Origin of the sequence: Glycomyces dulcitolivorans, assembly GCF_003265355.1 — a bacterium.
Classification (GTDB): domain Bacteria; phylum Actinomycetota; class Actinomycetes; order Mycobacteriales; family Micromonosporaceae; genus Glycomyces; species Glycomyces dulcitolivorans.
The window spans coordinates 1-11,641 of sequence record NZ_QFRW01000248.1; the positions used below are offsets into that span (position 1 = coordinate 1).

The following is an 11,641-nucleotide window of genomic DNA, read 5'->3' on the forward strand; positions in this document are numbered from 1 at the left end:
CTCGCGGCCGGCGCGTCCCGCGCGCTGGTCGGCCGCGGCCCGCGACGCGGGCGCGGTCATCAGGCCCGGCAGCCCCCGGGCGTGGTCGACGACGGGGCGGCGCACCAGCCCGGCGTCGACGACGATCCGCACCCCCGGCACGGTGAGGCTCGACTCGGCGATGTCGGTGGCGAGCACGACCCGCCGCCGGTCGCCGACGCGCATCGCCCGGTCCTGCTCGACGGGCGACACCGATCCGTGCAATTGATATATATCGACATCGAGGTGTCCGAGTTGGCCGGCCACGCGCCGGATCTCGGCGGCGCCGGGGAGGAACACCAGCGCGTCGCCCTCGTCGGCCTCCATTGCGCGGCCGATGATATGTGACACGTGACCGAGGAACCTCGGGTCGACCCGCATCCCGTCGGGCGGATTGAGGCGCTCGCGCGGGGGCGCCCAGTGCATCGCGAAGGGGTGGCGCATCGGCTCGGAGGCGATCGCGGGCGCGGGGCCGTCCTCGCCGGCGAGCAGCCCGGTCCACAGTGCGACGTCGGCGGTGGCCGAGGCGGCGACGATTCCGAGATCGGGGCGCAGGACCTGCCGGGACTCGATGAGGAAGGCGCAGGCGGTGTCGGTCTCCAGGTGCCGCTCATGGCATTCGTCGAGGACGACGAGGTCGACGCCGGGCAGTTCGGGGTCGGCCAGCAGCCGGTTGAGCAGGACCCCGGTGGTCACGACCTCGACGCGGGTCGCGGCGGACCGGCGGGTCTCGCCCCGGATCTGGAACCCGACCCGCTCGCCGACCTTCTCGCCGAGGATCGCGGCCATCCGCGCGGCGGCGGCCCGGGTCGCGAGCCGGCGCGGCTCGGCCACGAGGACCCGCCGCTGTGGCATATCACGTGTCACATATCCCGGCCCGGTGCCGAGGCCGGCGGCGTCGATGAGCCCGGCGAGGGCGAGCGGCGCGAGCGTGGTCTTCCCGGTCCCCGGCGGCGCGGCGAGCACGGCGGTCCCGGTGCGCGACACGGCCTCCAGCAGTGCGGGCAGCGACTCCCGGATCGGCAGGTCGGGCAGCGCGGGCGGTTGCGGCATGCCGCTCATTCTCGCCGAGCCCGAAAGCGCGCGCCTCGCGGCCGGGATGCCGAGTGCACTGCAACGTGAACGGCGGTTCCCGACAAATCGGGCATCCGCAGGCACCCCCGTTTCAACAGTGCCCGCCGGGTACGACATCCAGGCGTGGCCGCAGCCGTCGACCGGTCGCCGGCGATGCGGCGGGCGAGATCAGGACGCCCGGGCCCGGCTCCGCCGTCGCCGTGTCGGGCGGGCACGACGCTGCGGGTGCGCTCCGCCGGCCGCCGTGCTTGTCGGGTACGACCCTGCGGGTAAGGCCGGGCAGCTGCTGCGCCCGCCGGGCGCCGGGTCAGCCTTCGAGGTTGCCGTCCGGGCAGGCGTCGTCGTTGGCGACGTACGAGAGCTCGATCGTGGTGTCGTAGCCGATCTCCGAACCGGACTCGGGAGTCTGGTAGAGGACCTCGCAGACCTCGTGCTCGGCGCTCTCGGGCGCGGTCGGGCTCACGAGGACGTCGCTGAAGCCCTCCTCTTCGAGCGCGGTCATGGCGTCGACGACGTCCCAGCCGGTGTAGTCGTCGAGTTCGACCAGTTCGGGCTGCTCCTCCTCGGTCGTCTCCTCGTCCTCGTCCGTGTTCTGGTCCTCGTTGTCACCGGAGTCGCCGCCGTCGTCGGTGTTCTCCTCCTCGGCGGTCGTCTCGGTGTCCTCCTCGACGACCTCGGAGGTCTCGGTGGTGGTGTCGTCGGAGGCGCCCGTGGGGTCGTCCTCGTCGTCGTCCCAGGGCGACCACATGAACAGGGCGATGAGGATCACCGCGACGCCCGCGATCGAGACGAGGATCGGGCCGGTCGGGTTCCGCTTGGCCTGCTCCATGTCCCGCGGCGGCGGCAGCGGCCGCTCGGGGGCGCCGCCGGTGCGGTACTGCCCGGTGCCCGCGGCGGGCCCGTAGTCGTCGAACTGCTGCTGCTGGATGGGACTCGTGTGCGCCTGCACGACGCCGGCGCCCATGGCCGCGCCCATCGCCCCGCCCGCGCCCGGCGTCATCACGCGGGTCGAATCGGGCGACTGGTACGGGTTCGGCGAGGGGACGCCGGGGGAGAGGATCGCGGTGGTCCCGCCGCCCATGCCGCCCGCGCGGCACACCTGCGCGAGCTCGGCGGCCGAGGAGAAGCGCTGGCGCGGGTCCTTCGCCAGGCAGCGCATGATGATGTTCGCGACCGGCGGCGGGATGTCGGGCGGCAGCGGCGCGGGCGTGCCGGTCAGGTGCCCGGCGATCGCGGCGGTCGGCTCGTTCCCGGCGAACGGCGGGCGCCCGGCGAGGGCCTCGTAGCCGACGATGCCCAGCGAGTACACGTCGGTGGCGCCGGTCAGCTGCGAGCCCTGGAGCTGCTCGGGCGAGGCGTACGCGAGCGTGCCCATGACCGTGCCGGTCTCGGTGAGCCCGGCGCCGCCCTTGGCCGCGGCGATGCCGAAGTCGACGATCTTGACGCTGCCGTCGGGGTCGACCAGGAGGTTCCCCGGCTTGATGTCGCGGTGGATGATGTGGGCCTGGTGCGCGACGTCGAGCGCCTCGGCTGCCGAGGCCATGATCTTCAGGGTCTCGTTGGGTGACAGGCGCCTGCGCTGGCGCAGGACGTTGTCGAGCGCCTGGCCGCGCACGAGCTCCATGATCAGGTAGGAGACGAGGCCCTCGGGGGCGTGCTCCTCGCCGTAGTCGTAGAGCGCGACGATCCCCGGAGACTGCAGCTGGGCGACCGCCTGCGCCTCCTGGTGGAACCGGGCCCGGAACCGGTCGTTGCCCGACAGTCCGGAGTGGAGCAGTTTGACGGCGACGACGCGGTTGAGCCGCGTGTCGGTCCCGCGCCACACCTCGCCCATGCCGCCCGCCGCCAGGCGCTGTTCTAGGCGGTAACGGCCAGCGATCAGGTTCCCGGGTTCCACCCTCGGCCTCTTTCGTCATCGGGAGCAGGGCACGAAGGTGAGCTTAGTAGGGGGCCGCGACCCGGCCCGCACGCGGCCGCCGCAGCCTGAACGCCCGATGGATCCCCTTGAGGTGTAGGGGAACGGCCGGGCTAGGCCGCGTCCTCCACCGGTTCGAGGGTCAGGCTGATCGAGTTGATGCAGAACCGGGCGTCCTCGGGGTTGTCCCAGCCCTCGCCGTAGAACACGTGCCCCAGGTGCGAATCGCAGTCGGCGCAGCGCACCTCGGTGCGCTGCATGCCGAGGCTGTCGTCCGTCAGCAGCCGCACCCTGTCCCCGGCCAGGGGCGTCCAAAACGACGGCCACCCGCAGCGCGAGTCGAACTTCGTGTCGGAGGCGAACAGCTCCGAGCCGCACGCCCGGCACCGGTACACGCCGCGGCGCTTCTCGTCGACGTACTCGCCGGTCCACGGCGCCTCGGTGCCGCCCCCGCGCAGCACCCGGTACTCGTCGCGCGTGAGCTTCTCGCGCCACTGCTCGTCATTTCCGCGTTCAGGACCCATGCCCCCAGTCTAGAACCCGCCGCACCGAACCGGCCCAGCCCGCGCGACAGGCCCCGGGGAGCCGAGCCCGCGCCGGGCCGCGGCCGGGCGGCTAGGATCGGGCCCATGCGGTACCTCCTTGGCGACTACACCACTGAAGGCGGCCCGGGCCTGGTCGCGGCCGGACCCGACGGGCTCGGCGAGCCGGCTGCGGTGGTGAACCCCTCGTGGGTCCACGTCGGGCCCGAAGCGGTCTACACCCTCACCGAGACCGAGCCCGGCTTCGCCGCGGCCTGGCGCCTCGGCGAGGACTTCACGCTCGACCGCGCCGGGCAGGGCCGCTCCACCGGCGGCAACAACCCGTGCCACGCCACCGTCGACCCGACCGGTCGCTGGCTCCTGGTCGCCAACTACGGCGCCGGGGACGGCTCGGGCGCCTCGGTCGCGGTCCTCCCCATCGGCGAGGACGGCACCCTCGGCGAGGCCGCCAGCGTCTTCCGCCTCTCGGGCTCAGGCCCCGACCCCGAACGCCAGTCCGGCCCCCACGCCCACCAAGTGGTATGTCACATGTCACGCGTGCTGGTCGTCGACCTCGGCTCCGACCGCATCCACGCGCTCGACCTCGGCGAGGACGGCGCCCTCACCCCCGCCGCCACCACCCAGCTCGAACCCGGGTTCGGCCCCCGCCACCTCGCGTTCGTCGGCGACCGCGCCGTCATCGCCGGCGAGCTCGCGAACGCCTTCGCCGTCGGCGGCTACGACGACCGCTCCGCGACGTTCTCCTTCGGACCCCCGATCCCGCTGCCCAGCGGCGAGGCCGTCGACTACGCGGCCATGCCCGACATCGGCCTCGACGAGGACGCCCCCCGGCCGCTCCCGGCCGCCGTCGTCCCCGACCCCGAGAGGGGCCTCGTCTACATCACCGTCCGCGGCCCCGACCAGCTCGCCGTCGTCAACCCCGCGGCGGGCGCCCTCGTGCGCTCCGTCCCCGTCGGCGCCGCCTGGCCCCGGGACGCCGTCCTCACCGGCGACGGCACGCTCCTGGTCGCCTGCCAGCACGGCGGGCAGGTCACCCGCGTCGACCCGACCGGCGAGCGCCCGCCGGCCGTCGAATGGACCGTCCCCGGTGTGACTTGCGTGGCACCGCTGTCCTGAACGGGCAGTTCAGGCACGTGAGGCCAGTGATCTTGCGCAGTCTGCAAAATTTCAACTTCCGAATCTTGTAAACACCGACCACCACGGTTAGGGTTAGCCCATGGCCGAACCGACCGGGCTCCGCGAACGCAAGAAGGCCGCCACCAAGGCGGCCCTCAGCGAGGCCGCGTTCCGCCTGGCCGTCGCCAAGCAGGGCATCGAAGCGGTCACCGCCGACGAGATCGCCGCCGAAGCCGGCGTCTCCACCCGCACCTTCCACAACTACTTCCCCTCCAAGGAAGCCGCCCTCCTCCACGACTTCCACGAGACCACCGGCCAGCTCCTCGCCGGCCTCCGCGAGCGCGCCCGCGAACAGCCCATCTGGGACGCCTTCCGCGACGCCACCATCGACATGCACTTCGACCAGAAGTTCGACATCGACGCCATGCGCTGCCGCGAACAGCTCATCCACGCCTCCCCCTCGCTCATCAAAGAGCAGTCCGGCCAGTTCATGGAACTGTTCGCCGAGGCCATCGACATCGTCGCCACCGCCACCGGCACCCGCACCGGCGACCTCTACCCGCGCCTGCTCCTCGGCGCCGCCCTCGTCACCATGAAGTCCTCCACCGAGCACTGGCTCGCGGACCCCGGCGACCGCACCCTCGCCGAGACCATCACCGAGGCCTTCTCCTACTTCGAACGCGGCATCACCCAGCCGCCGACCGCGACCGCGGCCTGAACCGCCCGGACGCCCGAACGCACAACTGAACAAAGGAACCACCAGGAAACCCACCGCCGACGACGCCGTCGGCGAACACCACCCGACCGGTCCCGCCGCACACACACCCGACTGCGCCGACACACGACGCAGCCCCAGGCGGGGCCGGCCAATCATCCGATTGGAGCACCCACCCGTGGCCACCTTCCTCTACCGTCTCGGCAGAGGCTCCCACCGACTGCGCTGGCTCGTCCTCGCCGTCTGGGTCCTCGTCGTCGCCGGAGTCGGCGCCGCAGCCGCCACCCTCCAACAGGAGACCAACCCCGAGTTCGTCCTCCCCGGCACCGAATCCCAGGAGGCCTTCGACCTCCTCGAAGACCGCTTCCCCGAAATGGACGCCGACGGCGGGTCCGCCCAGATCGTCATCCAGTCCGAGAACGGCGAAGCCCTCACCTCCGAGGCCAACACCGCCGCCATCGACGCGCTCGCCGCCGTCATGGAGGACTCCCCGCAGATCGCCTCCGTCACCAGCCCCCTGGCGACCGGCCCGAACGGCGAGCCGATCGGCATGCTCTCGGCCGAGGACCAGACCATCGGCGTCATGCAGGTCGCCTACGCCGAGCCCTCCATGGAACTCGACGAGGACACCGTCACCTACCTCGAAGACGCCGTCGCCGACGCCGAAGACCAGGGCATCCGCGTCGAAGTCGGCGGCGACGTCCTCCAGGCGATGCCCGAGACCAGCGCCACCGAGCTCATCGGCATCGGCGTCGCCCTCGTCGTCCTCATCATCACCTTCGGCGCGCTCCTGGCCGCCGGCCTGCCGATCATCACCGCCGTCCTCGGCGTCATGCTCACCACCGCGGGCATCCTCGCCGCCACGTCCTTCATGAACGTCAGCGAGTCCACCGGCACCCTCGCCTCGATGATCGGCCTCGCCGTCGGCATCGACTACGCCCTGTTCATCCTCTCGCGCTACCGAAGCGAACTCGCCAAGGACGGCCGCGTCGAGGACAGGGGCGCCCGCGCCGACGCCATGGGCCGCGCCGTCGGCACCGCCGGCTCCGCGGTGTTCTTCGCCGGCCTCACCGTCATCGTCGCCCTCCTGGGCCTGTCGGTCGTGAACATCCCGTTCCTCACCGAGATGGCCGTGGCCGCCGCCGTCACCGTCGCCATCGCCGTCGTCATCGCCGTGACCCTCCTGCCCGCGTTCGCCGGATTCGCCGGCAAGCGCATCTTCACCGCACGCCAGAGGCGCCGCATCGCCGAAGGCGTCCACGGCACCAAACCCAACGGCGGCAAGAAGTGGGCCGGGTTCGTCACCCGCCACCCGATCCTCGTGGCGCTCATCGGCATCATCGGCCTCGGCGCCCTCGCCTACCCGGCCACCGACCTCGAACTGGGCCTGCCCGACGCCGGGTCCTCCGGTGAGGACACCACCCAGCGCCAGGCCTACGACCTCATCAGCGACGGCTTCGGCGAGGGCTTCAACGGCCAGCTCATGATCGTCGGCGACCTCGACGACGGCGTCGACGCGGCCACCGCCGCGGCCGACGTCACCGCCGAACTCAACGACATCGACGGCATCGCCGTGGTCGGCCAGGCCGTCCCCAACCAGGCCGGCGACACCGTCCTGGTCACCGTCATCCCCGACACCGCGCCCGCGGACGAGGCCACCAACCAGCTCGTCCACGACATCCGCGGCGTCCTCGCCGACGACACCGACGCCGACTGGGCCGTCACCGGCGCGACCGCGCTCAACATCGACATCTCCGACAACCTCAACGACGCGCTGCTGCCGTACATGCTCATCGTCGTCGGCCTCGCGGCGCTGATCCTGCTGCTGGTGTTCCGCTCGATCCTGGTACCGGTCATGGCCACGCTCGGGTTCATGCTCAGCGTGTTCGCCGCCCTGGGCGCGCTCGTCGCGGTCTTCCAGTGGGGCTGGGGCGCGGAGCTGTTCAACGTGGACCAGCCCGGCCCGATCATGTCGATGATGCCGATCCTCATGATCGGCCTCGTGTTCGGCCTCGCCATGGACTACCAGATCTTCCTGGTCACGCGGGTGCGCGAAGCGTACGTGCACGGCGCCGACCCCAAGGCCGCGATCGTGGAGGGCTACGGCCACTCCTCGCGCGTCGTGGTGGCGGCGGCGCTGATCATGATCAGCGTGTTCGCGGCGTTCATCTTCAGCGCCGAGTCGCTCATCGCCTCGATGGGCTTCGCGCTGGCCGCGGCGGTCGTGTTCGACGCGTTCGTGGTCCGCATGGCGATCATCCCGGCGGTCATGGCCCTGATCGGCCGCGGCGCCTGGTGGATCCCGAGGTGGCTGGACCGGATCCTGCCGAACGTCGACGTCGAGGGGGAGAAGCTCCAGCAGCACCTCTCCAAGAGCGCCCCCGAGGACGAGCGCGAGCTCGTCGGAGCGTCCAAGTAGCCGAAGCCCGAAGGGGATCCGGGCCGACCCCCGGCCCGGGTCCCCGCGGGTTCGGTGAACGGGGGACCCCATGGTCTTCTTCTGGGCGCTGCTGATCCTGATCGGCATGATCACCGCGGACTTCTTCGTCCCGATGCTCCCGAGCGCGACGCTGGTGACCGCCGCGGCGGGGCTCGTGCTGGGGAGCCCGTGGCTGATCGTCGTGCTCCTCGTCGGCGCCGCGGCCTCGTCGTGGTTCGGCGAGTTCATGGGCTACAAGGTGTTCCGCGCGGTGCGGGCCGGGCTGCGGCGCCGCCCGCCCGGGTTCGCGGTGCGGCTCGCCGAGCGGTCCGTGATGGGCAAGGTGCTGAAACTCGAGAAGCTGCTGCGCGGCAGCGTCGCGAAGCACCCGTACCGCACGACGGTCGTCGCGCGCTTCCTTCCCGCCGGTCGCACCACGCTCGCGTGGATCGCGGCCGGCGGCGGCCGTGTCCCTTACGGCCGCATGGCCGCTCTCGGCGGGGTGCTGTGGGCGGTCTACACGGTCAGCCTCGGCCTGCTCATCGCCTGGATCGCCGGTCCGGGCCTGCAGTCGCTTCTGGGCTCGGTCCTGACGGTGCTGGCCGTCGGCGCCGTCCTCGGCTGGGTCGCCAAGCACTGGCAGAAGACCCACGCCGCCGAGGCGGAGTCCGAACCGGTGCTCGCGATCGCGGCCGGGCCGGAGCCGGGGCCGCTCGCGGCCGTTCCCGGACCGGATTCGGTGGTGCCGCTCGCCGACCCGGTCGGCCCCGTCAACGGGCCGACGCCGGTCGACCCCGCCAAGTGCGGTCTGAAGCCGGGCGGCGCGACCGGGACCGGCCTCGGTGCCGAACCCGGTTCGGCGCGGGCCGCCTTAAGGCACGCCAGTAACACATCACGCATCACATGTCACATACCGCGGGCCCGTCCGATTCGGACGGGCCCGCGGTATGTCACATATTCCTAGATCTGCTCGCACCCGCCGGGCACTTCCGGCAGCCACGGATCCTCCGGGTCCGGCGCGAACTCGCGGCCCTGGCGTCCGGCCGGGATCTCGCCCATGCGCCCGGCCTGGAAGTCCTCGACCGCCTGGACGATCTCGGAGCGGGTGTTCATGACGAACGGCCCGTACCGCGCGACCGGCTCGTTGATCGGCTCGCCGCCCAGCAGCAGGACCTCCATCGCACCGGTCGTGTGGTGCTGCTCGGGTCCGGCGCCGACGGTGATGTAGTCCCCGCCGGGCGCGAACTGCGCGAGCTGCGACTCCTTGAGCGGCCGCTTCTCGTCGCCGGCGTAGCCGTCGCCGTGGAGGGCGAAGGCCATCGCCGAATACGAGTGCTGCCAAGGGATCCGCACCTCCGCGCCCGGAGAGAGCGTGGCGTGGACGAGCGTGATCGGCGTGTAGGTGCTCCCGGGACCGTCGTGCCCGGCGACGTTTCCGGCGATGATCCGCACCAGGGCGCCGCCGTCCCCGGAGGACACGAGCGTCAGGCCGTTCCCGCGGATGTCCTGGTAGTTCGGCGCGTTCCACTTGGCGCGCTTGGGAAGGTTGACCCACAGCTGCACGCCGTCGAACACCCCGCCGGTCATGACCAGCTTCTCGGAGGGCAGCTCGTCGTGCAGCAGCCCGGAGCCGGCGGTCATCCACTGCGTGTCGCCGCCTCGAATTACTCCGCCGCCGCCGTGGGAGTCGGTGTGGACGAACGTGCCGTCCATCAGGTACGTGACCGTCTCGAAGCCGCGGTGCGGGTGCCACGGGGCGCCCTTGGCCTCGTGCGGCTCGTAGGCCGCGGTCATGTGGTCGAGGAGGAGGAACGGGTCGCCGCCGTCCATGAGGCTCGGCGTGGGGAACGGGCGCCGCACGGGGAAGCCGCCGCCTTCGAGGGCGCGGATCGAGTCGACGACCTTGGCCACGGCGCGCGGGCGCGACTCCAGCGCGGGCGCGTCGAGACGCGGCAGCGCGAGGACGTCGGGCACGGTCACAGCGGGCATGTGGGCCTCCTTAGAAGGTTGGTCAGCCAACAATATCATTGGCCGACCAAATATTGCTACGCTTGCCCGATGGAACCCAGCCGCACCGCCACCAGCGCACCCGGAAGTGACGTGTGCGACGACGAGCAGCGCGTCGGCGAGATCGGCCACGCCCTCTTCCGCGTCGCCCGAGCCCACCGCGCCGCCGCGGGCCGCCTCCTGCGCGAGATCGGCCTCTACCCGGGCCAGGAGGTCATGCTCGGCCGCCTCGCCGACCACGGCGACACCCGCCAGTCCCGCCTCGTCCTCGAACTCGGCATCGACCCCTCGACCGTCACCAAGATGCTCCAACGACTCGAACGCCAGGACCTGGTCGAGCGCCGCCCCGACCCCGTCGACCGCCGCGTCTCCGTCGTCGCCATCACCGCCAAGGGCCGCGACCTCCTCGGCCGCATCGAGGACTCATGGCGCCGCCTCGACGAGATCACCTGCGCCGGTTTCGAAGACGAGGACCGTGTACGACTCGCCGGGCTACTCGAACGCTTGGAGCACAATCTGTCCACGTGCCAGGAATGATCACTTGTATGCCCGGATGCTGATATGTCAATGATCAGACACTTCGTCAGCCTTTAGTGTCCTTTCGCGACGAGCGGGTACCTCCATATCCTGAAGACCGCACTTTGGGGACGAAGCGGTGGGGCATCGTCCGCCCGACACAGATCAGGTGGGTACCGATGATCCGGGTTCTCCTCAAGCACGACCAGGACCTCTGGCGGACCGCGCTCGCCCGCGGGCTCGATGCCGTGCAGGGAATCACCGCCGTGCACGACGTCGTCGCAGGTGAGGACGTGATCGCGGCGGCCCGCCGAATACGGCCGCACGTCCTGGTCCACGAGGCGGGTTTACTGCCCAACGAGCACGTGGCCTCGGTTTGCGCGGCGCTGCCGGACTCGAACGTCCTGCTGCTCCTGGACCCGCGCCGCCCGTTGGAGTTCCGGCCCGAGCTCACGCGCTTCGCGCCGCGCGTGGGCATCATGACGACCGGGGAGACCTTCGACCGCTTCGTCGAGGCGATCCACCGCCTGACGCGCGGCGAGCCGGTGATCGACGCCGACATCGCTTTGGCCGCACTGCGTTCGCGGGCCAACCCGCTGACGCCGCGTGAGCGTGAGGTCCTCGGGCTCGCCGCGACCGGGGCGCGGACGGGCGAGATCGCCGAGAAGCTGTACCTGCGGGTGGGGACGGTGCAGAACTACCTGTCCAACGCCATCCACAAGTCCGGCGCGCGCAGCCGCATCGACGCGGTTCGGATCGCGCAGAGCGCGGGGTGGATCTGAGCGGGGGTCGCGGGGTCGCCGGTCCGTGTTGCGGGGCCGCCGGTCCCGGAGCGGGGCCTGTAGTCCCCCGTCGGGACCGGAGTGGGGGACCGAACCACCGGTCTGCCGGCACCGGGCGATTTCGCGATGGCCGGTGTCCCGGTCAGATGTACCGGTCAGGCTCGCGGGGCGACCGCCGATGCTCCGTTGCGGCTCGCGAGGAGCTCGCGGAACAGCGGTGAGACGTCTTGCAGCAGTTCGCGGTCGCCGAGCGCGGCGGTGCCGCCGTCGAGGACGAGGACTCGCTCGGCTCGCAGCGCCGAGGAGGGCCGGTGGGCGATGACGACGAGCGTGCCGCGCTCGGCGAACGCCTGCTCGGCGCGTTCCTCGGCGGCCGGGTCGAGGTGGCAGGTGGCCTCGTCGAGGATCGCCAGCGGCGCGGGGGAGAGGTGCGCGCGGGCGAGCGCGAGCAGCTGGCGCTCGCCGCTGGACAGGTCGCGGGGCGCGACGAGCGCGTCGAGCCCGCCGAGCCGATCGACCAGCGCGGTCGCGCCGACC

11 protein-coding genes are annotated in these 11,641 nt (G+C 71.8%); 6 read left to right on the forward strand and 5 right to left on the reverse strand.

The genetic code is table 11. The features are described 5' to 3' along the window. From DI269_RS16485 to msrB, 3 genes are all read right to left on the reverse strand, one after another. Positions 1-1,071 (reverse strand): helicase-related protein (locus DI269_RS16485; RefSeq protein WP_157975040.1); only part of this gene is annotated, 1,071 nt, incomplete at its 3' end. A gap of 328 nt (positions 1,072-1,399) precedes the next feature. Continuing rightward, positions 1,400-2,989: a serine/threonine-protein kinase gene (locus DI269_RS16490; protein ID WP_112137744.1), complete on the reverse strand. Its 1,590-nt coding sequence runs from the start codon at positions 2,987-2,989 to the stop codon at positions 1,400-1,402. Between the two features lie 131 nt (positions 2,990-3,120). After that, positions 3,121-3,531: a peptide-methionine (R)-S-oxide reductase MsrB gene (gene msrB / locus DI269_RS16495; protein WP_112137747.1), complete on the reverse strand. Its 411-nt coding sequence runs from the start codon at positions 3,529-3,531 to the stop codon at positions 3,121-3,123. A 105-nt stretch (positions 3,532-3,636) separates the two neighbouring features. Between msrB and DI269_RS16500 the strand changes: the two genes are divergently transcribed. From DI269_RS16500 to DI269_RS16515, 4 genes are all read left to right on the forward strand, one after another. Further along, positions 3,637-4,665, forward strand: coding sequence for a lactonase family protein (locus DI269_RS16500; RefSeq protein ID WP_112137750.1), 1,029 nt, complete (start codon positions 3,637-3,639; stop codon positions 4,663-4,665). 100 nt (positions 4,666-4,765) lie between these two features. Then, positions 4,766-5,383 carry an acyl-CoA-like ligand-binding transcription factor gene (locus tag DI269_RS16505; protein WP_112137752.1) on the forward strand — a complete coding sequence of 206 codons (618 nt, stop codon included), beginning with the start codon at positions 4,766-4,768 and terminating at the stop codon, positions 5,381-5,383. 175 nt (positions 5,384-5,558) lie between these two features. Continuing rightward, complete coding sequence (locus tag DI269_RS16510; RefSeq protein ID WP_112137755.1) at positions 5,559-7,799, forward strand: MMPL family transporter; 2,241 nt, start codon at positions 5,559-5,561, stop codon at positions 7,797-7,799. Positions 7,800-7,869: 70 nt separating this feature from the next. Further along, positions 7,870-8,763 (forward strand): DedA family protein, encoded by an 894-nt coding sequence (locus tag DI269_RS16515; RefSeq protein ID WP_112137757.1) that lies wholly within the window; start codon positions 7,870-7,872, stop codon positions 8,761-8,763. On the opposite strand, the gene DI269_RS16520 is transcribed toward DI269_RS16515, so the two are convergent. Next, entirely contained in the window at positions 8,760-9,788 is a 1,029-nt protein-coding gene (locus DI269_RS16520) for a pirin family protein (RefSeq protein ID WP_112137759.1), read from the reverse strand. The two genes, DI269_RS16515 and DI269_RS16520, sit on opposite strands and share 4 nt — an antisense overlap. Positions 9,789-9,857: 69 nt before the next feature. Between DI269_RS16520 and DI269_RS16525 the strand changes: the two genes are divergently transcribed. Both DI269_RS16525 and DI269_RS16530 read left to right on the forward strand, forming a co-directional pair. Further along, positions 9,858-10,343: a MarR family winged helix-turn-helix transcriptional regulator gene (locus tag DI269_RS16525; protein ID WP_112137761.1), complete on the forward strand. Its 486-nt coding sequence runs from the start codon at positions 9,858-9,860 to the stop codon at positions 10,341-10,343. Between the two features lie 158 nt (positions 10,344-10,501). After that, entirely contained in the window at positions 10,502-11,104 is a 603-nt protein-coding gene (locus DI269_RS16530) for a response regulator transcription factor (protein ID WP_112137764.1), read from the forward strand. Positions 11,105-11,259: 155 nt separating this feature from the next. On the opposite strand, the gene DI269_RS16535 is transcribed toward DI269_RS16530, so the two are convergent. Then, a partial coding sequence (locus DI269_RS16535) for an ATP-binding cassette domain-containing protein (protein WP_115509855.1) occupies positions 11,260-11,641 on the reverse strand: 382 nt, incomplete at its 5' end.

Coding starts and splice junctions, on each gene's coding strand:
- DI269_RS16525 (WP_112137761.1), top strand. CDS start 9,858: ATGGAACCCAGCCGCACCGCCACCAGCGCACCCGGAAGTGACGTGTGC.
- DI269_RS16530 (WP_112137764.1), top strand. CDS start 10,502: ATGATCCGGGTTCTCCTCAAGCACGACCAGGACCTCTGGCGGACCGCG.
- msrB (WP_112137747.1), bottom strand. CDS start 3,531: ATGGGTCCTGAACGCGGAAATGACGAGCAGTGGCGCGAGAAGCTCACG.
- DI269_RS16500 (WP_112137750.1), top strand. CDS start 3,637: ATGCGGTACCTCCTTGGCGACTACACCACTGAAGGCGGCCCGGGCCTG.
- DI269_RS16515 (WP_112137757.1), top strand. CDS start 7,870: ATGGTCTTCTTCTGGGCGCTGCTGATCCTGATCGGCATGATCACCGCG.
- DI269_RS16505 (WP_112137752.1), top strand. CDS start 4,766: ATGGCCGAACCGACCGGGCTCCGCGAACGCAAGAAGGCCGCCACCAAG.
- DI269_RS16520 (WP_112137759.1), bottom strand. CDS start 9,788: ATGCCCGCTGTGACCGTGCCCGACGTCCTCGCGCTGCCGCGTCTCGAC.